Source organism: Mesorhizobium sp. M0960, from assembly GCF_040319055.1.
Taxonomy (GTDB): Bacteria; Pseudomonadota; Alphaproteobacteria; order Rhizobiales; family Rhizobiaceae; genus Mesorhizobium.
The window spans coordinates 609,113-635,719 of the sequence record NZ_JAMYNN010000001.1 but is presented as its reverse complement, the minus strand read 5'-3'; the positions used below and the strand labels follow the sequence as shown (position 1 = coordinate 635,719).

At 62.8% G+C, this 26,607-nt stretch carries 22 protein-coding genes; 16 read left to right on the top strand and 6 right to left on the bottom strand.

The window, feature by feature from the left end:
• Positions 1 to 177 precede the first annotated feature (177 nt).
• The 4 genes from NKH63_RS03200 (at position 178) to NKH63_RS03185 (ending at position 4,400) form a co-directional block, all read left to right on the top strand.
• Positions 178 to 1,125 carry an ABC transporter permease gene (locus tag NKH63_RS03200; RefSeq protein ID WP_352484192.1) on the top strand — a complete coding sequence of 316 codons (948 nt, stop codon included), beginning with the start codon at positions 178 to 180 and terminating at the stop codon, positions 1,123 to 1,125.
• Positions 1,122 to 1,991 (top strand): ABC transporter permease, encoded by an 870-nt coding sequence (locus NKH63_RS03195; protein ID WP_352484191.1) that lies wholly within the window; start codon positions 1,122 to 1,124, stop codon positions 1,989 to 1,991. Before NKH63_RS03200 ends, NKH63_RS03195 begins: the two co-directional genes overlap by 4 nt.
• A complete protein-coding gene (locus NKH63_RS03190) occupies positions 1,988 to 3,610 on the top strand; it encodes an ABC transporter ATP-binding protein (RefSeq protein ID WP_352484190.1) in 1,623 nt (540 codons plus the stop codon). The genes NKH63_RS03195 and NKH63_RS03190 overlap by 4 nt, the downstream gene beginning before the upstream one ends.
• Before the next feature lie 223 nt (positions 3,611 to 3,833).
• Positions 3,834 to 4,400, top strand: coding sequence for a CPBP family intramembrane glutamic endopeptidase (locus NKH63_RS03185; RefSeq protein WP_352484189.1), 567 nt, complete (start codon positions 3,834 to 3,836; stop codon positions 4,398 to 4,400).
• 898 nt (positions 4,401 to 5,298) lie between these two features.
• Here NKH63_RS03185 and NKH63_RS03180 read toward each other — a convergent pair.
• Positions 5,299 to 5,730, bottom strand: a complete 432-nt coding sequence (locus NKH63_RS03180; RefSeq protein ID WP_023719964.1) for a tellurite resistance TerB family protein — start codon at positions 5,728 to 5,730, stop codon at positions 5,299 to 5,301.
• A 509-nt stretch (positions 5,731 to 6,239) separates the two neighbouring features.
• Between NKH63_RS03180 and NKH63_RS03175 the strand changes: the two genes are divergently transcribed.
• The 3 genes from NKH63_RS03175 (at position 6,240) to NKH63_RS03165 (ending at position 7,843) form a co-directional block, all read left to right on the top strand.
• A complete protein-coding gene (locus NKH63_RS03175) occupies positions 6,240 to 6,410 on the top strand; it encodes a hypothetical protein (protein WP_023676480.1) in 171 nt (56 codons plus the stop codon).
• Between the two features lie 109 nt (positions 6,411 to 6,519).
• Positions 6,520 to 7,347 (top strand): helix-turn-helix domain-containing protein, encoded by an 828-nt coding sequence (locus tag NKH63_RS03170; protein ID WP_031194284.1) that lies wholly within the window; start codon positions 6,520 to 6,522, stop codon positions 7,345 to 7,347.
• A gap of 73 nt (positions 7,348 to 7,420) precedes the next feature.
• A complete protein-coding gene (locus NKH63_RS03165) occupies positions 7,421 to 7,843 on the top strand; it encodes a VOC family protein (RefSeq protein ID WP_023719962.1) in 423 nt (140 codons plus the stop codon).
• Here NKH63_RS03165 and NKH63_RS03160 read toward each other — a convergent pair.
• Positions 7,840 to 9,309: a cobyric acid synthase gene (locus NKH63_RS03160; protein WP_352484188.1), complete on the bottom strand. Its 1,470-nt coding sequence runs from the start codon at positions 9,307 to 9,309 to the stop codon at positions 7,840 to 7,842. The genes NKH63_RS03165 and NKH63_RS03160 overlap by 4 nt on opposite strands.
• A 1-nt stretch (position 9,310) precedes the next feature.
• On the bottom strand, positions 9,311 to 9,925 hold the full coding sequence (locus tag NKH63_RS03155) for a dimethylsulfonioproprionate lyase family protein (RefSeq protein WP_352484187.1): 615 nt from the start codon (positions 9,923 to 9,925) through the stop codon (positions 9,311 to 9,313).
• A gap of 137 nt (positions 9,926 to 10,062) precedes the next feature.
• Here NKH63_RS03155 and NKH63_RS03150 point away from each other — a divergent pair, with 137 nt between their 5' ends.
• From NKH63_RS03150 to NKH63_RS03135, 4 genes are all read left to right on the top strand, one after another.
• Positions 10,063 to 11,229 carry an isobutyryl-CoA dehydrogenase gene (locus tag NKH63_RS03150; RefSeq protein ID WP_352484186.1) on the top strand — a complete coding sequence of 389 codons (1,167 nt, stop codon included), beginning with the start codon at positions 10,063 to 10,065 and terminating at the stop codon, positions 11,227 to 11,229.
• Between the two features lie 79 nt (positions 11,230 to 11,308).
• Positions 11,309 to 11,677, top strand: coding sequence for a four helix bundle protein (locus NKH63_RS03145; RefSeq protein WP_352484537.1), 369 nt, complete (start codon positions 11,309 to 11,311; stop codon positions 11,675 to 11,677).
• 55 nt (positions 11,678 to 11,732) lie between these two features.
• Entirely contained in the window at positions 11,733 to 12,617 is an 885-nt protein-coding gene (gene mmsB, locus NKH63_RS03140) for a 3-hydroxyisobutyrate dehydrogenase (RefSeq protein WP_352484536.1), read from the top strand.
• 486 nt (positions 12,618 to 13,103) lie between these two features.
• Entirely contained in the window at positions 13,104 to 13,517 is a 414-nt protein-coding gene (locus NKH63_RS03135) for a VOC family protein (RefSeq protein ID WP_156948098.1), read from the top strand.
• A gap of 111 nt (positions 13,518 to 13,628) precedes the next feature.
• On the opposite strand, the gene NKH63_RS03130 is transcribed toward NKH63_RS03135, so the two are convergent.
• From NKH63_RS03130 to NKH63_RS03120, 3 genes are all read right to left on the bottom strand, one after another.
• Positions 13,629 to 15,008, bottom strand: coding sequence for an aspartate aminotransferase family protein (locus tag NKH63_RS03130; RefSeq protein WP_352484535.1), 1,380 nt, complete (start codon positions 15,006 to 15,008; stop codon positions 13,629 to 13,631).
• 240 nt (positions 15,009 to 15,248) lie between these two features.
• Positions 15,249 to 17,318 (bottom strand): prolyl oligopeptidase family serine peptidase, encoded by a 2,070-nt coding sequence (locus NKH63_RS03125; RefSeq protein WP_352484534.1) that lies wholly within the window; start codon positions 17,316 to 17,318, stop codon positions 15,249 to 15,251.
• Between the two features lie 94 nt (positions 17,319 to 17,412).
• Positions 17,413 to 18,573, bottom strand: a complete 1,161-nt coding sequence (locus tag NKH63_RS03120; RefSeq protein ID WP_352484533.1) for an MFS transporter — start codon at positions 18,571 to 18,573, stop codon at positions 17,413 to 17,415.
• A 210-nt stretch (positions 18,574 to 18,783) separates the two neighbouring features.
• Here NKH63_RS03120 and NKH63_RS03115 point away from each other — a divergent pair, with 210 nt between their 5' ends.
• The 5 genes from NKH63_RS03115 (at position 18,784) to NKH63_RS03095 (ending at position 26,556) form a co-directional block, all read left to right on the top strand.
• Positions 18,784 to 20,361: a trimethylamine methyltransferase family protein gene (locus tag NKH63_RS03115; RefSeq protein WP_352484532.1), complete on the top strand. Its 1,578-nt coding sequence runs from the start codon at positions 18,784 to 18,786 to the stop codon at positions 20,359 to 20,361.
• 154 nt (positions 20,362 to 20,515) lie between these two features.
• Entirely contained in the window at positions 20,516 to 20,977 is a 462-nt protein-coding gene (locus NKH63_RS03110) for an endonuclease domain-containing protein (protein ID WP_051409687.1), read from the top strand.
• Positions 20,974 to 23,559 carry a GcvT family protein gene (locus tag NKH63_RS03105; protein ID WP_352484531.1) on the top strand — a complete coding sequence of 862 codons (2,586 nt, stop codon included), beginning with the start codon at positions 20,974 to 20,976 and terminating at the stop codon, positions 23,557 to 23,559. Before NKH63_RS03110 ends, NKH63_RS03105 begins: the two co-directional genes overlap by 4 nt.
• An 86-nt stretch (positions 23,560 to 23,645) precedes the next feature.
• A complete protein-coding gene (locus NKH63_RS03100; RefSeq protein ID WP_352495951.1) occupies positions 23,646 to 25,217 on the top strand; it encodes a glycosyltransferase family 39 protein in 1,572 nt (523 codons plus the stop codon).
• Positions 25,218 to 25,242: 25 nt separating this feature from the next.
• A complete protein-coding gene (locus NKH63_RS03095; protein WP_352484540.1) occupies positions 25,243 to 26,556 on the top strand; it encodes a M24 family metallopeptidase in 1,314 nt (437 codons plus the stop codon).
• The last annotated feature ends 51 nt before the right edge of the window (positions 26,557 to 26,607 follow it).

Sequence of the window (26,607 nt, the reverse complement as noted above, 5' to 3'; positions counted from 1 at the left end):
GATCGAGCCCTCATCGCCGCTTTCGCTAACCACTAGGGTTGCAAGGACAGTGTCAGCGTGGAAACTGCCAATCTCCCCCCTTGAGGGGGAGATGTCCGGCAGGACAGAGGGGGGTGGGCGGGAACGCAAGCTTCGCCCGGTTTTTGCGTCCGGCAACACAGCGGTTCCTCAACGTCCATGACCGCCTACCTCCTCAAGCGCCTCGCCATCGCCGTCGTCACGCTGGTTCTGGCCTCGATGGTGGTCTTTGCCGTGCTGGAGATCATTCCCGGCGACCCGGCACGGCTGATGCTTGGCCTGAACGCCAGCGCCGACCAGATCGAATTGCTGCGCAACCAGATGGGCCTCAACGCTCCCGTCGTGCTGCGCTATCTGCATTGGGCCGGCGGGCTGCTGAGCCTCGATTTCGGCCGTTCCTATACCTATTCGGTGCCGGTCATCGATCTGGTCCGCGAGCGCCTCGTCGTGTCGCTGCCGCTAGCGTTGATGGCGCTGGCGCTGTCCACCGTCATTGCCATCCCGGTCGGGCTGTTTTCCGCCAGCCGTAGCGGCCGGGCCGGCGACACGATCGCTATGGGCGCCGCCCAGCTTGGCGTTGCCGTGCCCAATTTCTGGTTTGCGCTGATGCTGATCTATCTTTTCGCCGTCTGGCTGCGGCTGGTGCCTGGCGGCGGCTTTCCCGGCTGGAGCGCCGGCGTCTGGCCGGCGCTGAAATCGCTGCTCCTGCCGGCTGTCGCCCTTGCTCTGCCGCAGGCGGCGATCCTCGCCCGGGTCACCCGCTCGGCGCTGATCGAAGTGCTGAACGAGGACTACATCCGCACCGCCCGCGCCAAGGGCCTGCCCTATCGTCTTGTCTTGTGGCGGCATGCGCTACGCAACGCCATGCTCCCGGTGGTCACCATTCTAGGCCTGCAATTCGCCTTCCTGCTCGCTGGCACCATCATCATCGAGAACGTCTTCTACTTACCCGGCCTCGGCCGGCTGGTGTTCCAGGCGATCAACCAGCGTGACTTGATCGTGGTCGAGAGCGTCGTCATGCTGCTGGTCGCCGCCGTCATCGTCGTCAATTTCGTTGTCGATCTCTCCTATGCGGTGGTCGATCCGCGCCTGAGAGGCCGGCAATGACGCTGCACATCGACATCCCCGACGAGAACCTTGCCGGCATCCTGGCCAAGGCGTTTCGAAACCGTTCGTTCCTTGCCGGCTTCGTCATCACCGCACTGGTGGCTGCGGTCGCGATCCTCTCCTTCTTGTGGACGCCTTACGATGTCACCAAGCTGGTCATATCCGACAAGACCCAGGCGCCGTCGCTGGCGCACTGGTTCGGCACCGACCATTTCGGTCGCGACATCCTGTCGATGATCATGGTCGGCGCCCGCAATTCGATTGCCGTGGCGCTGGTGGCGGTCGGCATCGGCATGGGCGTCGGCGTGCCGCTCGGCGCCTTTGCCGCGGCGCGCGGCGGCTTCGTCGACGACGTGCTGATGCGGCTGAACGACCTGGTCTTCGCCTTTCCGGCGCTGCTTTCGGCAATCATGATCACCGCCATCTTCGGGCCGGGCGCGTTCAACGCCATCATTGCCATCGGCATCTTCAACATCCCGGTATTCGCGCGCGTCGCCCGGGCCGGCGCCCTGGCGATCTGGCCGCGCGAATTCATCCTCGCCGCCCGCGCCGCCGGCAAAAGCAGGGCGCTGATCAGCATCGAACATGTGCTACCCAACATCGCCACGCTGCTGCTGGTGCAAGGCACCATCCAGTTCGCGCTGGGCATATTGGCCGAAGCCGGGCTTTCCTATGTCGGGCTGGGCACCCAGCCGCCGATGCCGAGCTGGGGCCGCATGCTGTTCGACGCCCAGACCCGCATGGTGGTGGCGCCCTGGATGGCGATCTTTCCGGGCATGGCGATCGTCGTCACCGTGCTTGGCCTGAACCTGCTTGGCGACGGCATTGCCGACATTCTCGATCCGAAATCGCGGCGGCAGCGATGAGCCTGCTCGAAATCCACAAGCTGTCGCTGACCATCGGCAGCACCCGTATCCTCAGAGACATCGAACTTTCCGTCGCGCCGGGCGAAGTGATGGGGCTCGTTGGCGAATCCGGCTCCGGCAAGTCGATGACGGCGCTCACCGTCATGCAGCTTCTGCCCTGGGCGGCGCACACCAGCGGACGCATCACCTTCGACGGCATCGACATCCTTGCCGCCAGCGAGGACCAGATGTGCGCGCTGCGCGGCGACGATATCGGCATGGTGTTCCAGGAGCCGATGACGGCGCTCAATCCGGTCAAGACCATCGGCGAGCAGGTCGCCGAGGGTATTCGCTGGCACACCAGGGCAAGCCGCGCCGACGCCGAGGAACGGGCGCGAAAAATGCTCGACCGGGTCGGCCTGCCGGCAGCACAATTCCCGCTGTCGCGTTATCCGCACGAACTCTCCGGCGGCCAGCGCCAACGCGTCGTCATTGCCATTGCCTGTGCGCTGAAACCCAAGCTGCTGATTGCCGACGAGCCGACGACCGCGCTCGACGTGGTGCTGCAGGCGCAGATCCTCGACCTTCTGCGCGACCTCGTAGCGGAAAACCGCATGGGTCTTCTGCTCATCTCGCACGACCTCGCCGTGGTGACGGAGATGGCGGACCGCATCACCATCCTGCGCCATGGCGAGGTGATGGAGGCCGGCGACACGGCCCGCACGCTATCCGAACAGCTTCACCCCTACACGCGCCAACTGGCGCAGGCCTCGATGCATTTGCCGGCGCGAGCCCGCACGCATGACAGCGGATCAGCCAAACCGCTGCTTCAGGTAGCGAACGTAACGCGGGACTATCCCGGACGGCGCATATCGCTGTTGAAACCGGCAGCTCCCATCCGCGCCGTCGACGATGTCTCCTTCTCGATGGCGCCCGGCCAGTCGGTGGCGCTCGTGGGGCGCTCCGGCTGCGGCAAGTCGACGCTCGCCCGCATGGTCCTGGCGCTGGACAAGCCGACGGCCGGTACGATCCGCTTCCGTGGCAAAACCCTCACCGGCAAGAGCGAGGCGGAGCTGAAGCCGGCGCGGCGCGACATGCAGGTCGTGTTCCAGGACCCGTATGGTTCGTTCGACCCACGCCAGAAGGTCGAGAGATTGGTGGCCGAGCCGCTGCATGTGCTGGAGAAGAAGCCGGCGCCCGCCGCGCGGCGCGAGATGGTGGCGCATGCGCTGCACGAGGTCGGCCTGTCGCCTAAAGACATGGACAAATATCCGCACGAGTTTTCGGGCGGCCAGCGCCAGCGCCTGTCGATCGCCCGCGCCATCATCACCCGGCCGAAGCTGATCGTCGCCGACGAGCCGGTCTCGGCGCTCGACGTCTCGATCCGCGCGCAGATCCTCGATTTGTTCGCCGAACTCAACCAGAAACTCGGCATCGCCTATCTGTTCATCACCCATGATCTGACCGTCGCCCGCGCCATCACCGACGAAGTGATGGTCATGCATGACGGCAAGATCGTCGAGCGCGGCAGGACGAGCGAAGTGCTCGACCACCCGCAATCCGAAGCCGCCAAGGCGCTGGTCGCCGCCGCTCCCGATTTGCATCGGGCAATTGCGAAAAGGCTGCAGGAACAGGGGTGAGCAGCTTCGTGGCACGGCTAATTTGTTGGGCGCACGGGCGGGAGAACGGCTATTGATAGCCAACAGTTCTGAAACGCGCGAAGGGCCTGAGCCTCCTTCACTGGGGCTGGGCGGCTCTGCTGCGCTGTTCGGGGCGGGTGCTCTGCTGCTGTTCCTGGTAACGCGGGTAGCCGTCCCAGCGTTTGTCTCCGCTAGCGGGGCTGAGACTGTGGTGATGTGGTTCTTGGCGGCAAGCATCATCCTTTTTGGCCCCCTGCTTCTCGTGGCCGCCCTGCTGTTGTATCGGGAACGGCGTCTGCCGGGTTCGTTGGGCGCGCGGCTATGGCTTCGCCCGATGAATGGCGGCGACTGGCTCTGGGCGGTTGGAGGGCTGGCGGCCGTCGGCGTGCTGACCGGCGGCATCGGCGGCGCGCTCCGGATGCTGCGAGGCGGGACGAACTTCAATCCCTCGTTCATGGCTTTCGAGCCGCTCGGTCCCGGCCGCTACTGGATCCTCGGCGCGTGGCTTCCGTTCTTTGTGCTGAACATCGTTGGGGAAGAGTTTGTCTGGCGGGGTTTCGCGCTGCCGCGGCAAGAGATTGCTTTCGGCAGGCGGGCCTGGCTGGTCAACGGGATCCTGTGGTTGCTGTTCCACGCTGCCTTCCCCTGGCAAGTCCTGTTGACCCTTGTGCCGATCACGTTGCTGCTGCCCTACATCGTCCAGCGGCGTCGCAGCACATGGGCCGGGATCGTCATCCACGCCGGGTTCGGAGCGATGGGCTTCCTTGTCCTGGCATTCGGGCTTGCATGAATGCCGCACGAAGTGAAGCGCTTGACGCAACGCGGAGCAAAGCTGCCGGACCAAGGAAACGACGAATCTGAGAATGATGAACGCGACAAACCCGAATGGGGCAATTCAAGTCCTGCCAGACAATCTCGAACCCTTACACCGGGGCCTACTTTTGGTACCTCCCGGGGGGCGAGTTCAAGGGAACATCAATTCGCACATATTCCAAACTGAACGCGATAGGATAAACGTCATATGGACTACCTAAAGGAAAATCTCATTGGAAAAGAATTTCGATCCATTAAGTACCAAAACGGCAGTATCATGATCGCATTTGAGAGAGGTTCCATCGCAGTAAACAGCAAAATTTCATGCTCTATCCGAGCATACATGGAGTCTATCAATATTATTGACGTTGTCACCGACTCCCAGTGGGTTTCCATTATATTCTCTGACAGATCTGAGATTCGCATATCAAGAGTAGTTGAGCACGGCCCTTCTCCGGACAGCTTTGTCTATGATGGCGCGGACAACATAATCATAGTAGACAATGCTATAGAAGAAGGTGATTAACTAATTGGCGCCGACGGTGTCAGAATAGTGGATAGTTTAATTTAAAACAAAAGATTGCGGGCGCATACCGGCTGTCGGCCCCCGATCCTGACCTCGGCACCTCGTCCTATATCTATGACGGAGTAGCGGAATAGCAGTGACAGTGCACTTTTATCCTGTTCACTGTCCTCTTCGGCGAAGGGTTCGTCAACCAATGATGAAACCGGCCCCGCGCACAGACTCCTGACAGTCCCTTCCGGTAATCTTGAAACGGAGATAGGCGTCGATGCTGCGAGTGGGCAGCAGGATGCAACCATCGGCTCAGACAAAATGACGTTCAGAACGTCGGCAATCGTAGTCAGCCGATGCCTCAGCCTTGCGGCTTTACCACATCGGCAGGGCTGATTTCGAGCAGGTCGAGGGTGCGGCGTAACAGCTGCATCTCGCTCCCGGCAAGTTGCGAATCGGCCTTGGCGATCTCGGCCATATGGCGGGCGAGCAGCTTGCGCCGTTCGATGTCGAGGTCGCGAAACTGAGCGATGGCCTGCGAGCTGTTGGTCTCGTAGCCGAACTCGTTGAGATATTCGATAACGCTATCGATGCTGGTTTCGGGAATGCCGAAGGCTTCCCGGCAGATACGCCTGAAGGCTGTCATTTCGCTTTCGCTGACCGATCCGTCGGCCAGGATCATGCGGAACAGCATCAGCAGTTCCGCCGACAGCACCGGATCGTCTGCGACCTTGCGCACGCCGGGATCGCCGTCGAAGATCGAGCGTATCTGGTCCAGCAATCCCATCGCCATGAGCCCCTTCCGATTCGTCGGGAAGGTAGCGCGGAATCGGCTTTGCGCAAACGGGGTGCGAAGGGTGGAACTGGGCAATCGCTTCAGGTTTTGAATTCGTCTCCTCACCCCTTTAGGGCGTTGGCGCTGCCCCTCACCTGCCTGCCGGCATCCTCTCCCCGTTTAGTGACGGGGAGAGGGCGCTCTCGTCACCGGTTTCGCCAATCGCAGACGCTGCAAGAAAAGGCGCCGACGTTGCGACCAACCCTTTCTCCCCGTCACTATACGGGGAGAAATGCCCGGCAGGGCAATGAGGGGCGGCGGCGACATCGACAATTGGTGGTCTCCGCCACAATTTGGAAACTGTCATTCGTCTGAAGCGATTGCCCTTCGTGATCGAACTCGCGGCACCGTTCTGGCCACTCCCATAAAACTGCCGGCCAATCCGGCAAGCCCGCTGCGCTCATTGGTGTGTGACCGCGCGACTGATACTATGCGGCTGTACGAATCATGTTGAGGAGGGACCGGACATGAATCTCAGTGCGCCTACCCAGCTTATTTTCATCATATCCCTTGTCATCGCCATCATCGGCGTTCTCGCCGCGCTTGGCGTTCTTGCGTTTATCCCTTTGAATGCCGCGTGGATTGTCGTCATCGCCTACATCGTGCTGGCCGCCGGCTGCCTGATGCGCGGCGCTTAAACACGTCCAGACAATTCAGAATCTCAGGCAACTCGGAGCGCCCGCCCAAAAGCGGGGCGCTTTTGATTCTGCAGGATGGTCTGTTAGAATTCCTGGACGAGGGAAGCACATGCCCGCCAGCGAAGACGGCAGCCGCCACGACGGCCCAGGGCTCGATCGGTTCGAGATGGTGCGGCGCGCGCCCAGTCATCGGCTTCAAGGCGCCGTCACCGACATGTGCGGCTTTCGCGAAACCATGCCAGGCCATTTCCGCGTCATCGAATATGCCTCGCTGACCGTGCCGCTGGTCATCAGCTTTGCCGAACCCTTTGCCATCGGGCTCGGCAGGGACCCCGGCGACAATGACCGCTTCGCCAGTTTTGCCGCCGGCCTCTACGCCGGGCCGGTGGTGATCGAATCCTTCGGCGGCGCCTGTTGTGTGCAGATCAATTTCACCCCGCTCGGCGCTCGTCGCTTCTTCGGCCGGCCGATGAGCGAACTGACCGATCGCATGGTCGGCCTGGATGACGTGCTCGGCGTTGGAGGCGTCGCGCTTCGCGAAAGGCTTGGCAATGCGCCGGATTGGAGCTCACGCTTTGCCATCGCCGAGGCCTTCGTCGCCGACCGGTTGGCAACCACAGACGGCACTCAAGCCGAAATTGTCTGGGCCTATGAGACGATCGTCTCGACGAGTGGTCGGACCCGCATCTCGACGCTGGCCGAAAAGCTTGGCTGGAGCCGCAAGCATCTCGCCGGAAAATTTTCGGACGCGGTCGGCGTTGGACCCAAGACGCTCTCGCGCATCGTCCGCTTCAACCACGCGCTTTGCCTGTCGAGAAAGGCCAACAGCGATTGGGCCGACATCGCCGCCGACTGCGGCTATGCCGACCAGGCGCATCTGGTGCGCGAGTTTCGCGACCTCGCAGGCGTCACGCCGACGACTGTCGCCGTGAGGTAACATTTCTTCAAGACGCGCGACCGGCCTTCGCCCAGACTGGGTTGATCGACCAACACAGCGAAGGAGATCAGCCATGCCGAACACCACCGAAGCACCGCGGCTTTACCCGGCGCTGCGCTACAGAAATGCCGGCAAAATGATCGACTGGTTGTGCGAGGCCTTCGGCTTCAGCGTCCGCACCCGCTATGGCGAAGGCGACGTGGTGCACCATGCCGAACTCGCATTCGGCTCCTCGATCATCATGCTCGGCACGGCCCGCGACGATGCCTATGGAAAGATGGTCGGCGCGCCCGGCTCGGGCGGCGGCAAGTCGATCTATGTCGCGGTCGCTGACGCCGACGCGGCATACGCTCGGGCAAAAACCGCCGGCGCCGAGATTCTGGAAGAGCTCACCGACCGCGACTATGGCAGCCGCGAATTCATCTGCCGCGATCCGGAAGGCAATGTCTGGTCGTTCGGCACCTACTGGCCGAAGGCTGACGAAGCCGCCAGCTAACGCGCCAGCCCGAAAATCGCGTTGCAGTCGAGGTGGGTTTCCAGTTCGGCTGCGATCTCGTCCAGTGCCCGTTCGACCTCGGCGCGGTAGTCGATGCCGCCGCCCTTGACGCCGAGGCTTTCGAGGAATTTCGCCCGGAAGGCGTCGGCGGAAAACAGCCCGTGCATGTAGGTGCCTGACACCTTGCCGTCGGCGGAGATGGCGCCGTCATCGACGCCGTTGATAACGGCGGATGGCCGCAGCGTGTCGGGACCGGTGGTGCGGCCGAGATGGATTTCGTAGCCCTCGAGCGGCAGATCGAACGGCACCGAGCGCGCGCTGACATTGCGCACCGTCTTTTCCGGCTCCATAACCGTTTCGACGTCGAGCAGGCCGAGGCCTTGCGTCTCGGTAACGCTGCCCTCGATGCCGTCGGGATCGCGCACGCTATGGCCGAGCATCTGGAAGCCGCCGCAAATACCGACGATATGGCCACCGCGTTTCCTGTGCGCGGCAAGGTCGCGGTCCCAGCCATTCTCGCGGAATTTCACGAGATCGCCGATCGTCGACTTTGAGCCGGGAATGACCACCAGCCCTGCATCCTGCGGCAGGCGTTGGCCAGGCGGCACGAACACCACCTCGACCTGCGGTTCGGCCTTGAGCGGGTCGAGGTCGTCGAAATTGGCGATGCGCGAGAGCACCGGCACGGCGATCTTCAGCGCGCGCCTCTGGCCGGACGCCAGCCGTTCGAGCACGACGGAATCCTCCGACGGCAGCCGCGCCGCCGCCTTCAGCCACGGCACGATGCCAAAACAGCGCCAGCCAGTGAATTTTTCGATCGCCTCGATGCCGTCATCGAACAGCGAGACATCGCCACGGAACTTGTTGATGAGGTAGCCGACGATCATACGCCGGTCCTCCTCCGGCAGGATCAGATGGGTGCCAGCGACCGAGGCGATGACACCGCCGCGATCGATATCGCCGACCAGGATCACCGGCACGCCGGCGCGCGTCGCAAAGCCCATATTGGCAATGTCTCGGCTCCTGAGATTGATCTCGGCCGGCGAGCCGGCGCCCTCGACAATGACCAGATCGGCGCCCTCGCCGACCTTCGCCCAGGAGTCCAGCACCGCATCCATCAACCGGCCCTTCAGCGCCTGGTAGTCGCGCGCCCGCGCCTCGCCGAACACCTTGCCCTGCACGACAACTTGAGCGCCGACATCGGTCTGCGGCTTGAGCAGCACCGGATTCATGTGGATGGTCGGCGGCACGCCGCAGGCGATCGCCTGCAGCCATTGCGCGCGGCCGATCTCACCGCCGCTTGAATCGCCGGGAATATCGGCGACGGCGGCATTGTTCGACATGTTCTGCGGCTTGAACGGCCGCACTTTCAAGCCGCGGTTCTTCGCCGCGCGGCAAAGACCGGCGACGAGCACCGTCTTGCCGACATCCGAACCCGTGCCCTGCAGCATGATTGCCTTGGCCATATCAGCCCCTGCCCTGCGCAACGGTTCCGGTGATCGTCGACTTGGCTGCCAGCGGGCCGCCGCGCCAGAGATAGAGCGCCATCAGTGGCTCCTTGCCGGTGCGCATGGCGTGGCTGACGTCAGAGGCATGGTGGATCACCTCGCCCGCCGCTCGAAGGCGAAAACCGCCATCGCCCATGCGCCATTCGGTGCCGCCGGTAAGCGGGACGTAGATCTCCTCCGCGACATGGTGGTGATCGGGGTAGACGATGTCGGGCCCAAGGATCAGCAGGCCGGCCGCGACCTCTTCATTGACGAAATGACCGCGCGTGCCGAATACCTCCAGCCAGCCGTAATTGTCGATGAAAATCTTGCCGAAATCCGCTTCGCCATAGGTCTGGCCCCAGCGCAGATCGCCGCGACGCTGCGCAACCAGCCGCGCCAGCGGCTTGGCCGCAGCGGGAGCGAGTTCGACGATACGGTCGAGCAGGACGAGACAAGGCAGTGCATGCGGTTCGAGCGGCCGGCTTGGCATGTCCCAGCCGATTCGGGCCACGGCGTCGCGCACCAGCGCATCATCGAACGTCTGGAGATAGGCATGGAAGCGTCCAAGCAGTTCGTCGAAATTTGTCGTCACACTTTGCTCCAAAGCGCATTCGCACACAGCGGCTGCGCAGACGGTCGGGTTGCGCGGCGGCATCATTGGTCTAGATTGGACGGCGCGCAAAGCCAAAAACGACAGGCCAGCAGGCCGGAAACATCAGGGAGCACGCCATGGACGCCGCTGTCGATGCGGGCACCAGCCAGTTCGAACTCAACGAGGACCAGCGCGCCATCCAAGAGATGGCCGAGGCCTTCGCCGCCGATCGTGTGGCGCCGAACGCACTCGACTGGGATCGCAACAAATATTTCCCCGCCGACGTGATCCGCGAGACCGGCCCGCTCGGCCTTGGCGGCATCTATGTCCGCGACGATGTCGGCGGCTCGGGGCTCGGCCGGCTCGACGCCGTGCTGATCTTCGAGGCGCTTTCGCGTGCCGATCCGGCGTTTTCCGCCTTCATCTCGATCCACAACATGGCAGCATCGATGATCGACCGCTTCGGCAGCGACGAGCAGCGCCGGCGCTTCCTGCCCAAACTGACCTCGATGGAATGGCTGGCAAGCTACTGCCTGACCGAGCCGGGCTCGGGCTCGGATGCGGCGGCGCTGAAGACGCGCGCGGTCAAAAGCGGCAGTGACTATGTGCTGAACGGCGCCAAGCAGTTCATCTCCGGTGCCGGCGACAGCGACCTCTATGTCGTCATGGCGCGCACCGGCGCCGACGGGCCGAAAGGCATTTCCACCTTCGTCGTGTCGAACGATGCGCCCGGCCTTTCCTTCGGCGCCAACGAACACAAGATGGGCTGGCACATGCAGTCGACCCGCCAGGTCGTCTTCGAGGACTGCAAGGTGCCGGCGGAAAACCTTTTGTCGGCAGAAGGCGCCGGCTTCGGCATCGCCATGGCCGGGCTCGACGGCGGCCGCTTGAACATCGCCGCCTGTTCGCTCGGCGGCGCGCAATCGGCACTCGACAAGGCTCTCGCCTACACCGCCGAGCGCAAGGCCTTCGGCTCGAAGATCAACCAATTCCAGGCGCTGCAGTTCAAACTCGCCGACATGGAGACCGAACTGCAGGCAGCGCGCATCTTCCTCTACACCGCCGCCTCGAAGCTCGACCGCAAGGCGCCGGATGCCGGAAAATGGTCGGCAATGGCCAAGCGCTTCGTCACCGACACCGGCTTCAACGTCGCCAATGACGCCCTGCAGTTGCATGGCGGCTATGGCTATCTGCACGATTACGGCATCGAGAAGCTGGTACGGGATCTGCGCGTCCACCAGATCCTCGAAGGCACCAACGAGATCATGCGCGTCATCATCGCTCGCGCGCTGATCGTACGGTAAGGCAGTAGGCAGTAGGCAGTAGGCAGTAGGCAGTAGGCAGTAGGCAGTAGGCAGTAGGCAGTAGGCAGTAGGCAGGAAGATGACCGGCAAGATCAATTCGTACAAGGATCTTATCGTATGGCAGCAGGCGATGGATCTGGCCGTCACCACCTACTCCTTGACCAAGGCATGGCCAAAAGAAGAATTGTATGGGTTGACCAGCCAAATTCGCCGCTCAGCAACCTCTATTCCTGCAAACATCGCGGAAGGTCATGGTCGAGACAACAGAGGCTCCTATCAGCAATTTCTCAGGATAGCCCAAGGATCGTTGAAGGAGTTCGAGACACACCTTGAGATCGCTGAACGCATTGGCCTTGCCACGCATGACCAAGCTTATCACGTACTGTTAGCGACCGAGGGCATCGGAAAAATGCTTCGCCAACTTATTAGCAAACTTGCGCCCGAATAGGTCGCCTACTGCCTACTGCCTACTGCCTGCCTTACCCAAACCGCGGAGTGCCATTATGACCACCATCGCCTTCATCGGCCTCGGCAATATGGGAAATCCGATGGCCGCCAACCTGGTCAAGGCCGGGTATGCCGTGCACGGCTTCGACCTGGTGCCGGAAAACCTCGTCATCGCCAGGGAGCACGGCGTCGTCATCATGGCCAATGCCGTTGCGGCGGTAAAGGATGCCGATGCGGTCATCACCATGCTGCCGGCCGGCAAGCATGTGCTGTCGGTTTACGCAGACATCGCGGCCAAGGCGAAAAAAGGCGCGTTGTTCATCGATTCCTCGACCATCGACGTCGAGTCGGCGCGAAAGGCCCATGCCACCGCGGCCAAGCACGGATTGCTGACGATCGACGCGCCGGTCTCCGGCGGGACGGGCGGTGCGGCGGCCGGCACGCTGACCTTCATGGCCGGCGGTTCGAAGGACGCCTTCGCCAAGGCCGAACCGATCCTCAAGCCAATGGCCGGCCGCATCGTTCATTGCGGCGACGACGGCGCCGGGCAGGCGGCGAAGATCTGCAACAACATGATTTTGGGCATTTCGATGATCGGCGTTGCCGAGGCCTTCGTGCTGGCGGAAAAGCTCGGCCTGTCGCACCAGGCGCTGTTCGACGTCGCCTCGACCTCGTCCGGCCAGTGCTGGTCGCTGACCACTTACTGCCCGGTGCCCGGCCCTGTGCCGACATCGCCCGCCAACAATGGCTATAAGCCCGGGTTTGCAGCGGCACTGATGCTGAAGGACCTGAAACTGTCGCAGGAGGCCGCACAGAGCGTCGGTGCGGCAACGCCGCTCGGCGCCGAGGCAGCCCAGCTTTATGCGCTGTTCAACGCACAAGGCAATGCCGGCGCGGATTTTTCCGGCATCATCAATTTCCTGCGCGGTGACCCTGCGTAAGGTCAAATTTCATAGTTTTCGATCTGCCCAAAGCGGAAAGTCGGCAAATTTAGGTTTGCTTAAGCTCTTGCTAACCCTGCAGTAACGATGTGCGTTTAAAACGGATTGCGAGGCGGACATCCGCCCGGCGCTCCGGATCAGGTCTCGCGTACCGGAGCCCGTAAGTTTCGCCGTAAGTTTCGCAAGTGTATTGTTGGCGAAGCACCATGCGTATCTGGCAAAGCCGCGTTCCGATGGAGCGCGGTTTTTGCGTTTTCGCCATGTCGTCGGAGCTATATTCCGATTGCCGCGTCGCTGATGCGGCCCTTCGGTGCTGTCTCAGTTTGAATTTCCGCTCACGACCCCCACATGAATTTCGGCTCGCTACCATTTCCACCGAGCGGGCTCGAAAGCTTGAAGGCAACCCAGTTGCAGACATAGTCGCGAAGACTATTTCATTAGAGGCTATACGGCCGCACGAATCTCTTCACATATTGAGGTCCCGCAATGGCGCACGAGCCTCGAAAAAGACCATTATTCCGCAAGCTCGATAATCATCTATTGCGCGTGAGCGACCTCGATGCAGCCGTATCGTTCTATGGGGATCGTCTCGGTCATGCGCTCGTTTGGCGGGACGATGAAGCCGCCGGCTTTGCGTTGCCTGAAACCGATGCGGAGCTGGTTGTCCATCTTCATATCGGTCCCGAGACCGACATCCTGGTCGATAACGTGGACGACGCGTTTGAGGAATTCTTGGCCGCCGGCGGTGAGGCTGTGCAACCGCCATTCGAGATCGCGGTCGGGCGGTGCGCCCGTGTCCGCGATCCTTTCGGCAACATTGTTGTGATCTTGGACCAATCGAAAGGGATGTTGGTCACTGACGCGAAGGGGCACGTCATCGGTGTCAAGGCGGGCCAGTGATCACGCGTGGTCGTCGATACTGCCAACAGCCTCGCCTGGCGAACTCTTCGCCATAAAGCGGCATTCAAACTCCGGGCGCCCGATTACCGGACGCCCGGCGATCGTTCCATCTTACCGCTTGCGCAAATCTGCTTCGGCCAGGTCGAGCGCCCTGGCGATGCGGTCGCAGGCCATGTCGATCGTCTCGCGCGTCCAGATCAGCGGCGGCGACAGGATCATCGTGTCGCCGGTGGCGCGCAGCATCATGCCTTGGGCAAGGGCGTGGTCGCGAACCATCACCGCCGCGCTGCCGGCCGGCAGGAAGCGCTCCTTGGTCACCTTGTCCTTGACGATCTCGATCGCCCCCATCAGCCCGAACGAGCGCACCTCGCCAACCAGATCATGCCCACCGAAACGTTCCTGCAGCGCCCTGGCGAAGTAAGGCCCGGTGTCGTTCCTGACGCGCTCGACCAGGCCCTCGCGCTCGATGATCTCGAGGTTCTTCAGTGCCACCGCGCAGGCCACCGGATGCCCGGCATAGGTGTAGCCGTGATAGAATTCGCCGCCCTTTTCGACCAGCGTCGCCGCGATGCGGTCGCCGACAAGCAGCGCCGACAGCGGCTGATAGCCGGAGGTCAGCGCCTTGGCCGTGGTGATGGTGTCGGGCTCGACATCGAAGGCTTGTGCGGCGAACCACTCGCCGGTGCGGCCATAGCCGGTGATAACCTCGTCCAGCATCAGCAGGACATCGTATTTGCGGCAAATGCGCTGCACCTCCGGCCAGTAGCTCATCGGCGGGATCTTCACCCCGCCTGCCCCCATCACCGGCTCGCCGATGAAGGCGGCGACCTTATCGGCGCCAGCTTCGAGGATCGCGTCCTCGACCGCTTTTGCCGCGCGCAGGCCGAAATCATGGTCGCTTTCGCCGGGCAGTGCGAGCTCGTACGCATAGGGCATCATCACGTGGACGATGTTGGGCACGGCGCCGCCGAGCTGGTTGTGCATCAAATCCATGCCGCCGAGCGAGGCACCGGCTATGGTCGAGCCGTGGTAGCCCATCTTGCGCGAGATGATGCGGTTCTTCTCGGGGCTGCCTTCCAGCACCCAATAGTGGCGGACGAGGCGCAGCGCCGTGTCGTTGGCCTCCGAACCGGATGAGCCGTAGAACACCTGGTTGATGTGCCTTGGCGCGATCTCCGCCAGCTTTTTCGACAGCAGAACCGGCGTCGGCGTCGAGCATTTGAAGAAGGAGTTGTAGTAGGGCAATTCCTTCATCTGGGCGTAGGCGGCGTCGGCAAGCTCGTCGCGGCCGTAGCCGACATTGACGCACCATAGCCCGGCCATGCCGTCGAGGATTTCCGTCCCTTCGGCATCGTAGATGAACGGACCGTTGGCGTGAGTGATGATGCGCGAGCCGGTCTCGCGCATCTCCTTGTGGTCGGTGAACGGATGAAGGTGATGCGCGGCATCGATCTGCTGAAGCTGCTTCAGCGAATAATTCTGGTAGGTCATGTCTGGTCTTTCCTCTTGAACCAATCCGGCAGCTTTCGCGCCGGGGCGGATTCGTTAGAGGACAGCGGGCGGCGAATAGCCGATACGGGCGCACAGCCGCAACAGCTCGGCGCGAAGCGTGCGCGGCGACGGCGTCACCGCCACCCCAAATGCGCACCCCGATTTCGCCAGCCGAGCCATGCATGTACCTTAGGCTGCCTCCAGCCCTCAGTTCAAGCCGTACCGGTCAAGCGATGTCGGTCAATTGGTGCCAGTCAGGGCCCGCTGCAGGAAGACGTACTTCATCGCCGCCTGTGCGGCCTGCGGCCGCCGATCGCCGCGCCCGCCATGCCCGCCCTCGGTCTCTTCGAAGAACAGCGTCTTGCCATGGCCCGCCGCCTGCAGCCGCGCCGCCATCTTGCGGGCATGGCCGGGATGGACGCGGTCGTCGGCAGTCGAGGTCGTCAGCAGTACCGGCGGATAGGCTGCATCCGTGTCTACATGCTGGTAGGGCGAATAGGAGGCGAGCCAAGCTGCCTCTTCCGGCTTCGCCGGATCGCCATACTCGGCCATCCATGACGCGCCGGGCGGCAGCTCGGTGTAACGCAGCATGTCGAGCAGCGGCACGTCGATGATCACCGCGCCGAACAATTCCGGGCGTTGCGTCAGCGAGACGCCAGTCAGCAAGCCCCCGTTCGAACCGCCCTGGATGCCCAGCGTGGCCGGTGTGGCGATGCCGCGTTTGACCAGATCTTGCGCCACCGCTGCGAAATCGTCGAATGCATTCTGGCGATTGGCCTTGAGCGCCGCCTGGTGCCAGTTCGGGCCGAACTCGCCGCCGCCGCGGATGTTGGCCTGCACATAGGCATTGCCCTTCTCCAGCCACAGCCTGCCGCGCACGCCGGCATAGCCGGGCAGCAGCGGCACTTCGAAGCCGCCATAGCCGTAAAGCAATGTCGGCACCGGCCCGTCCTGGTCGCGCCGCCTGACGACGAAGTACGGGATCATCGTGCCGTCCTTCGAGCGCGCCTCGAACTGTTCGGAGACCAGGGACGACGCATCGAAGCGCGCCGGCTGCGACTTCACCGTTGCCAGCGCCGCGGCATTATCGTCCGACCAGATGATCGAGCTCGGCGTCAGGAAATCGGTGAAGGAGAAGGAGACGCTGGAGCCGAAATGCTCGGCATGGCTGATGCCGACATTGCCGTTTTCGGGCAATGCAACGGGCTTGAACTCCCAGCCGCTGTCGCTGCGCTCGCCGGCGATGACCTTGCCGCGCACATTGTCCATCAAATTGATGAACAGCCGGGCCTGCGTGCGGGCGATGCCGGCGATCGAGACACGGTGCGCCGGCTCGAGCACGATATCGATGGATCCGAACAGACCGGTTTCGATCCAGCGCTCGAAATCGAGTGAATAGAGCCCGTCGGGCTTGCACAGCGTGCCGTCCGGCGCCGTCCACGGGGTACGCACGCCGAAGACAAGCTGGCCCTTGAACAGCGCCGTATCGGTGACGTCGTCCGGCAACGGGATGCGCCGGTTCTCGCCAGAAGGCAGCCGCAGGAAACTGTGCGAGGCGAAGAAGTCGAGCGTCCGGGCCAGGAAGACGTGGCGCCTGTCACCGTCGAATTCGACGGATCCGCCGGCGGCGAGATCCTGCTTCAGCGCCTCGAAGATCGGCATCGCCGCTTCCAGTGGCGTGCCGCGCCGCCAGAGCTTGACCACGCGCGGATAGCCGGACTGGGTCTTGTCGTCCTCCTCGAAGGCGGCGGAAACGATGACCGTGTCCTCGTCCAGCCAGCTGAAGTTCGATTTCGAGGCGGGAGCACGAAAGCCACCCTCGACGAAGGACCTGCTTTCGATATCGAATTCGCGCATCTCGCTGGCATCGCCGCCATCCGGCGACAGGCTGAGCAGGCAGCGGCTGAAATCGGGGTAAAGCCGGCTGGCGCCGCTGAACACCCATTTCACCCCCTCTTCCGCCGCCAGACTGTCGAAGTCAATGATCGTCTGCCAATCCGGCTTGTCGGTCTTGTAGGACGCGACGGTGGTGCGCCGCCAGAGGCCGAGTACGTTCGTGCGGTCCTGCCAGAAATTATAGACATGGCCGTTGATAGCGGCCCCGACGGCGATGTTATCCTCGGCCGTCATCAGGTCGAGCGCGGTCTGGAACGTTGCCTGGTAGGACGGGTCACCCTGCAATTCGGCGACAGTGATTTCATTCTGGCGATGAACCCAGTCGAGCGCTCGCTGGTCAGTCCTGCCCTCCAGCCAGAGGAAGGGATCTTCGGCCGCCGGATCCGGTTGGGCCTGGCTGTTCAATTTGGTCATGAGGTCTCCGGTTGAGTCGGGCGTCGGCATCGCCAAGATCGACACGGGGCCGCTAATATTCAAGTCATTGCGTCAGAACGGCGACTTCAGGCATTCACACCATCCGCCTTCGAATGACCGTTACAAGCGCCAGCGCCAGGCAAATGGCGCCAAGCGTGAGCGGCAGGCCGCCTGCGCCAACAACATCCATGGCGCCGCCCGCCAGCGGCGGCACGGCGATGCCGCCGACGCCCCACATCAGCGAAAAGGCGGCGTTGCCGGCGACCAGCGCCGAGCCGGTGAACCGCTCGCCGAGCTCGATGATCGACATCGTGTAGATGCCGTAGGAAACCGCACCCCAGATGAAGACGCATGGCCATATGAGCGGCGTCTCGATGAGAACCGGCAACAGCACGCATCCGAGCACCGTCACCGCCACACAGATGAACCGCACCAGCCGCGCCGTCAGTCGTTCCGCCAACAGGCCGAGCGGCACCTGCATAGCGATGTTGCCGGCGATCATCACCGACAGCAGCGCCGACATGCGCGCTTCGGCGATGCCGTAATGCGTTCCGTAGACCGGCAGCAAGGCGAGCACTGCCTGTTCGAAACCAGCGGCCACCACGACCGCCGACAACAGCAGCCACGCCTGCGGCACGAATCCCAGCACCGAAACCCGGTGCCCGCTCTCGTCGACCCTCGGCAGCCGTGCCAGCACCGAGGCAAGGCAGGCGCCGCAAAACAGGAATGCGCCGATGCCGACCAGAAACGGCGGCCATCCCACGGTGCCGACCGCAAGCAGGCACAGCGGCCCCGCCGCAAAGCCCGCCGAAATGATCGTCGAATAGATGCCCATGACGCGGCCGCGGCGTGCTGGCGGCGCCAGTGCGATCACCCAGACTTCGCTCAGCACGTAGAGCGGGTTGGTGACCCCACCGATCAAAAAGCGCAGCGGAAACCACAGATAGACATTTTGCGTCCAGCCGATCAGCGCCAGCACCAGCGCGGAAAGTGCCGCGCAAGTAAGCGCGGTGCGCCCGGCCCCGAAACGGCGCGACAGAGCCGGGACCAGCGGCGAGGAGACGATGAAGCCGATCGGCGTCATTGCCGCCGACAGGCCTATCATGGCCGGCGAGACGCCCTGGCGCTGCAGGATGAAGCTCAACAGCGGATAGCTCAGCCCTTGCGCAATGGCGAACACCGAGACGGTTGCGATCACGCCGGTGATGGCCGCCCATTGCACTGTCTCGCCGCTGTTCTGTTCCGCCCGGTCCATGATGCAGGATTAGCGTTTCGGTTCCGTCGCAGTAAGCACCGGCAACGAAAACCGCTTGCGCCAGCCGGAACGCGATCAAGAGGCTGACGATCCCGCCGGCTGCCCCCAGGGCATGTCGCTTCCCTCGTCCTAGTGGTCGCCGCCTCCGCAATGGCCGGAGGGCCGGCAGTCCATTATGCCGCCGCATTGCCGCAGCGTACGAGGACTATCATGACCGCCGCCCTTCAGCCCGCCGAACCGGCACTGGCAAACGACCGCGCCCGTCGCGGCGGCCGCGCGGGGAAGCGTGCCGGCGGATCGGCGGCGTTCGACCAGCCGCCGTTTCGCCAGTTGAAGAACCCGCTGACGCCGACCCGGCTGGTTTCCGAGGACGAGCTGGAATCCATCCACCTCGCCTCTCTGCGCGTGCTGCGGGAAATCGGCGTCGACGTGCTGCATGACGAAGCGCGGCGCATCATGAAGGCGCATGGCGCCGATGTCCGCGAAGGCAGCGAGCGGGTGCGCTTCGACAGCGACATGATCCTGGAACTGGTTGCGCACTGCCCGCCGGAATTCACCATCCACGCCCGCAACCCGGCGCACAATGTGCGCTTCGGTGGCGATAATCTGATCATCTCGATGATGGCGTCGGCACCCAATTGCTCCGACGTCGACCGCGGCCGCCGGCCGGGCAACCAGCAGGACTATCGCAACTTTCTCAAGCTTGCGCAGATGCACAACATATTGAATTGCACGGGCGGTTATCCGGTGGAGCCGATCGACATCCATCCGTCCGTGCGCCACCTCGAATGCATCCGTGACCTCGCCACGCTGACCGACAAGATGTTCCACATCTATTCGCTCGGCAAAGAGCGCAACGTCGACGGCATCGAGATCACCAGAATCGCACGTGGCATCAGCCACGAGCAGTTGCTTGCGGAGCCGTCGGTGTTCACCATCATCAACACCAATTCGCCGCTCAAGCTCGACGTGCCGATGATGGAAGGCATCATCCAGATGTCGAGCAAGGGCCAGGTGGTCATCGTGACGCCGTTCACCCTGTCGGGCGCCATGGCGCCGGTGACGATTGCCGGCGCGCTGGTGCAACAGAATGCCGAGGCGCTGTCCGGCATCGCCTTCGCACAGATGGTGCGCAAGGGCGCGCCTGTCGGCTACGGCGGCTTCACCTCGAATGTCGACATGAAGTCCGGCGCGCCGGCCTTCGGCACGCCGGAATATATGAAGGCGCAGCTGGTCGGCGGCCAGCTCGCCCGCCGCTACAACATCCCCTACCGCACCTCCAACACCTGCGCCGCCAACACCGTCGACGCGCAAGCCGCCTATGAAAGCGTGTTCTCGCTGTGGGGTGCCATCCAGGGCGGCGGTAATCTGATGATGCATGCCGCCGGCTGGCTCGAAGGCGGCCTGCGCTGCTCCTATGAGAAGACCATCCTCGACATAGACCTGTTGCAGATGGTCGCCGAGTTCCTGACGCCGCTCGATCTTTCCGACGAGGCGCTCGGTTTCGACGCCATCCAGTCGGTCGGCCCCGGCGGCCATTTCTTCGGCACCCAGCACACGCAGGACCGCTACAAGACCGCCTTCTATGCGCCGATCATTTCGGACTGGCGCAATTTCGAGAGTTGGGCGGAGGCTGGGTCACCGACCGCGCTCGAAAAAGCCAATCGCGTCTGGAAGGAGCGGCTGGCCTCCTATGAAGAGCCTTATATGGACCCGGCGATCCGCGAGGAGCTCAATGCTTTCGTCGACAAGCGCCGGGCCGAAGGCGGCGCCCCGACCGATTTCTGATCATCTGATGAGTAGTCGACCCCCACTCCGTCGAGCTTCGCTCGACACCTCTCCCCCGATCGACGGGGTAGAGGAAGGGCGCGAAACGATTCCAGTTGGCGCCCTTCCTTTCCCCCCGGAGGGGGGAGAGGTGGCGCCGCGAAGCGGCGACGGAGTGGGGGAAGCCGTTCATGAAACGCGCAGCCGCCGCAAAACAGGCACAACCCAGCGAGCGCGTAGCCTGCGGCAAGCAGGCAATCAGGCCGAAGCACTGCTTTGGCCTGAACTAAAGGCGCGCAAGCTTGGCGGCTATCGCTTTACGCGTCAGTTCTCCATCGGCGCCTTTTTTGCAGACTTTGTCTGCCGCGAAAAATGGCTTGTTGTTGAAGTCGACGGACAACAGCACGCCGGCAGTTCATATGACCGCCGCCGCGATGATTTCATGCGCGCCCAAGACTACTCGATCCTGCGTCTTTGGAGCCATGACGTCCTGAAACATCGTACTTCCGTCTGTGAAACCATTCTTGCCGCGCTTGATGGCAGGCTGGCCGAAAACATCGCTGTATTCGATCTCCGCTTTGTTTTCGCGCCCCGCTCACTCGATTCAATCTCTTCAAAAACGGAACTATCTTCATGAAATCTCATGCAAAAGCGGTTGTTATCGGCGGCGGCGTCGTTGGCTGCTCGGTGCTCTATCATCTGGCCAAGGCCGGCTGGACCGACATCATGCTGATCGAGCGTTCGGAGCTCACCTCCGGCTCGTCCTGGCATGCGGCGGGCGGCTTTCATACGCTGAACGGCGATCCCAATGTCGCCAAGCTGCAGGCCTATACGGTGCAGCTTTACAAGGAGATCGAGGAGATTTCCGGCCAATCCTGCTCGCTGCACCTGACCGGCGGCGTCATGATGGCCGACACGCCCGAGCGCATGGACTTCCTTCGCCTCGCCCATGCCAAGGGCCGCTATCTCGGCATGGACACCGAACTGATCACGCCGTCCGAAGCCAAGGCGATGTTCCCGCTGATGGACGAGACGAATTTCGTCGGCGCTATGTGGGACCCAGTCGAGGGCCACCTCGACCCTTCCGGCACCACCCACGCCTATGCCAAAGCCGCCCGGAAGCTCGGCGCCGAGATCGTGCTGCGCAACCGCGTCGTCGAACTGACGCAGGAGGTCGACGGCACCTGGAACGTCGTCACCGAGCAAGGCACGATCAAAGCCGAGCATGTCGTCAACTGCGGCGGCCTGTGGGCGCGCGAGATCGGTCGCATGGTCGGCGTCGAGCTGCCGGTGCTGGCGATGGAGCACATGTATCTCCTGACCGAGCCGATGCCGGAAGTCGAGGAATTCAACAAGTCGACTGGGCGCGAGATGATCGGCGTGCTGGATTTCAAGGGCGAGATCTACACCCGCCAGGAACGCAACGGCATCCTGCTCGGCACCTATGAAAAAGCCTGCAAGCCGTGGTCGCCGGTCAACACGCCATGGGATTTCGGCCACGAGCTGCTGCAGCCCGACATCGACCGCATCGCGCCGTCGCTCGAGATCGGCTTCAAGCATTTTCCCGGCATCGAGAAAGCCGGCATCAAGCAGATCATCAACGGCCCCTTCACCTTCGCGCTCGACGGCAACCCGCTCGTTGGCCCTGTGCAGGGCCTGACCAATTTCTGGTGCGCCTGCGCCGTCATGGCCGGCTTCAGCCAAGGCGGCGGCGTCGGCTTGGCGCTGTCGAACTGGATGGTCCATGGCGACCCCGGCTTCGACGTCTGGGGCATGGACGTTGCGCGCTTCGGCGAATGGGCAACGCTGCGCTATACCAACGCAAAGGTGCGCGAAAATTATTCGCGCCGTTTCTCCATCCGCTTTCCCAACGAGGAATTGCCGGCGGCAAGACCGGCGCAGACGACCCCGCTTTACGACACCATGCTCGCCAACAACGCCGTCATGGGCGACAGCTGGGGTCTCGAAACCCCGCTCTGGTTCGCGCCGAAAGGCTCGGAGCCGAAGGACATCGTGTCCTTCCACCGCTCGAATGATTTCGGCGCGATCGGCGAGGAAGTGTGCGCCACCCGCGAGAGGGTCGGCGTCACCGAGATCGCCAACTTCGCCAAATACGAAGTCTCCGGACCTGGGGCCGAGGATTTCCTCAACCGGCTGATGACCAACCGCATGCCGAAGACCGGCCGCATCGTGCTGACGCCGATGCTGAACGAGTTCGGCAGACTGATCGGCGACTTCACCATCGCCAAGGCGGGCGAAGAACGCTTCATGATCTGGGGTTCTTCGGCCGCGCAAAAATATCACATGCGCTGGTTCGAGAAGCATCTGCCGAAGGACGGTCCAAGGGCGTCGGAGGTGCGCATCCACCGCTTCGACCAGACGCTGGTTGGCCTCTCCATCGCCGGGCCGAAATCGCGCGACCTGCTGCAGAAACTGGTCGACGTCGACATCTCGACCAAGGCCTTCCGCTTCATGGATTTCCGCGAGATGGCGGTCGGCGGCGCGCCCTGCATGGTCAACCGCATCACCTACACCGGCGATCTCGGCTATGAGATCTGGATGGCGCCGGCCTATCAGCGTCTGGCCTACAAGGCGATCAAGGAGGCCGGCGAAGAGTTCGGACTTGTTGATTTCGGCATGCGCGCCCTGCTCTCGATGCGGCTTGAAAAGAACTTTCCGACCTGGTTCCGCGAGCTACGTCCGATCTACGGACCGTTCGAAGGTTCGATGGACCGCTTTATCAAGCTGGAGAAGAACGATTTCATCGGCCGCGAGGCAGCGGCCAAGGAACAGGCGGCAGGGCCGAAGCTGCGCCGCGTTTCCTTTATCGTCGATGCTGCGGATGCCGACGTCATGGGCGACGAGCCGATCTGGGCCAAGGTCGGCGACAAGGATTTCGGCACGGTAGAAAAGCCGCATGGCTATGGCGCGCCGCGCTTCGACGCGGGCGGCAAGGAAGTGCGCGGCTCGAACGCCGCTGAAGGCGCGTCTGCCGTGCGCGGTATTGTCGACGGCAACTGGCGCGTGGTCGGCTGGGTCACCTCCGGCGGCTATGCGCATTATGTCGAGAAGTCGATGGCGCAAGGCTACGTACCGGCAGTGCTTGCCGAAAACGAGAGCGCCGGGCTGTTCGAGATCGAGATCCTTGGACACCGGCGGTCGGCGCGCATCAACGTCGAGCCGCCCTTCGATCCGAGTGGCGAAAAGATGCGAACGTAGGTGCAGCCAGCCGGTCGCATTGTGCGGAGCACGCTCTTCATGCTAGCCCAGCCGGCAACTGTGCCGGCAGGGGCGATGAGACTTCCTTGAAGTACGACATGAAATGGGCCGAGTGGCTGGCCGAGGGACGGATCGGCCCCTTCCCGGCGGCGATCGTCATGGTCGCGGCTTATTTTGCCTTGCAGACCATCATACTGTCCCTGTTGAGCTCTTGGGCGGGAACCGGCGTCGGCATCGACGATGCGGAGCAGCTGATCTATGTACCGTATCTCTGGGCTGGATATGGCGGCTCGCAACCACCTCTCTACACCTGGATCAATTGGCTGGCCGCGCATGTTTTCGGCACCAGTATCTTCACGCTGAAGCTCGTCAAATACTCAGTGCTGTTCCTCGCCGCCTGCAGCGTGTTCGCCGCCATGCGGCGGTTCGGCTACACCAAGGCGACAGCGGCGGCGGCCATGTTCGGCCTGTTTACGATCCCGCAGGTCGTCTGGGAATCGCAGCGCGCTTTGTCGCATTCCGTCGCCGTCGTCGGCTTCTGCTCGCTGCTCCTGCTCACCATGGCCTATCTTCTCGAGCGGCGTAGCATGATTGCCTATGCGGCGTTTGGCCTGGCCACGGCGGCGGCAATTCTTGCCAAGTATAACGATGTCTTCCTCGTGGTGGCCCTTGTTGCGGCAGCGCTGTCGCTGCGCGAATTGCGCAGCGCCATCCTTGATCCAAAGTTCGCAATCAGCATAGCGGTCGCGATATTGGTGCTGGCACCAACCACCTATTGGAGCCTCATGCATCCCGCCGATTTATTGTCGAGAGGCGAGAAGTTCGGAATAGACCCGCAACAAGGGCGCATCGCGGCGGCCTTTGTCGGCGCCGGCAAGTTTGTCATGGGGACCTTCAATTTCGCGGTCTTGCCGGTGCTCGTTTCCGCGCTGGCCTTCGGGGTGGCGAAGTTCCGTTTCTCCGAGCGGCACCCGAAACGTCCGGCCAGGGAAATTCTGTTGTGGCGTAGCTTGGCGCTCGGCTTGGCTATGCTGGCAATACTTGTGCTGGCTACCGGCGTGACGGTTGTCAAGGACCGCTGGCTGCTGCCGGTCCTGTTCATGTTGCCGCTGGCCATCGTCGCCACTATGGAACGGCTGGCGCCGCGCGGCAGGAATGCGCAGCTCCTGGTGATCGCGGCTGGAGCGATCATCGCCGTGTTGCTCGCGCCCGCCACTTGGTACGTCCAGATAAACGGGACCAGTGGCCTCTCCCGCATGATCCGCTTGGATTACCCGGCCCTCTATCGCCAACTGACCGCGGACGGACCGGTGAAAACTGCAATATCCGACGGTGCATGGGTCGGCAACCTGCGGCTGGTCGACGAAAAACTGGTCGCACTTGACCAGGAAGTGCCTAATTTCGAAACGCTGATGCGGGGGCCGGCCGTACTCGTCTGGCTTGATCACGACGATCCGCGGCCGGTCATTTTGGACCAGCTCAAAGCGGCCGGCTATGAGCCGGACGGCCAACCGCGGCAAATCATGGTTCCGCTGTTGCGTGGCACCGACAAGTCCGCCCGGCCCGGCGCATTCGTCCGACTGAAGAGAATGGAAGGAGCCATGGCGCCCAAGGAAGGCGCTGGCGAAGGAGTCGAGGGTGGACAGGAATCCGACTGACCGGCCCCGTCATCATCGCAAGATCATGCCGTTCGAGCCGGAGGACTCGATCGATGCGCTGCGCAAAAAATCGCGCCTGAAGGCCGCTGAACTCAACCAGCATCTGCTGGGCTATGGTGCGCTGGCGGAAGCCGAGTGGCAGGCGGCGGGTATTGACGCTCCTGACTTGCCTGCCATGCGCCGATACCGGCTCGAGCGCATCCGCGCCGAGCTGAAGCGCCGCGACTATGCGGGAGCCCTGCTCTACGATCCGGTCAACATCCGCTACGCGACCGATGCGACCAACATGCAGCTCTGGGTCGCGCACAATCCGACCAGGCATTGTTTCGTCGCCACCGATGGGCCGGTGGTACTGTTCGACTATTTTTCCTGTGAGCACCTTTCCGACCATTCCGGCGTCGTCGACGAGGTGCGGCCGGCGGTGTCGTGGGCGTATCTCTACAGCGGCGAGTTGACCGGGCAAAAAGTCCGCCGCTGGGCAGCCGGCATCGCCGAGCTGGTACTGGAACATGGCGGCGGCAATCGCCGTATCGCGGTCGATCACATCAATCCCGAGGGCATCGAGGAACTCGCCCGTCTCGGCATTTCGACCGGCAATGGCGAGGCGGTGATGGAAAATGCGCGGCTGATCAAATCGCCCGACGAGATCCTTGCCATGCGCCGGGCGATCGTCGCTTGCGAGGCGGCGATGGGCGAGATGGAGCAGGCGCTGAGGCCTGGCATCTCCGAGAACGAATTGTGGGCCGAACTCCATCGCGGCAACATCGCGCGCGGCGGCGAATGGATCGAAACCCGGCTCCTGTCGTCGGGTCCGCGCACCAATCCGTGGTTCCAGGAGTGTTCGTCGCGGACGATCGAAGCCGGCGATCTCGTCGCCTTCGACACCGACCTGATCGGTCCCTACGGCTTCTGCGCCGACCTTTCGCGAACCTGGCTTTGCGGTGACGCGCCGCCGTCGCAGGAGCAGCGCGGCCTGTTCCGGATCGCAGCCGACCAGATCGCCCACAACACCGAGCTGATGCGGCCGGGCATATCGTTCCGCGACCTCGTCGAGGGCTCGTCAGTGCCGCCGGGAGACTGCTTCCCGGCCCGTTACGGGGTGCTCTATCACGGCGTCGGCCTTGCCGACGAATACCCGACTTTGCCGCATGCTGGCGACTGGACCGAGGACACACCCGACGGAGTGCTCGAACCTGGCATGGTGCTGTGCGTCGAGAGCTATATCGGCCGGCTTGGCGGCTACGAAGGCGTCAAGATCGAGGAACAGATCCTGATCACCGACACCGGCAACGAGAAGCTTTCGACCTACCCGCTCGACAATCGGCTGCTTGGCGGCTGAGCGAACCTAATGCATGTCGCGCAAAACTGTGCAGCGGTTTTGCGATAACGA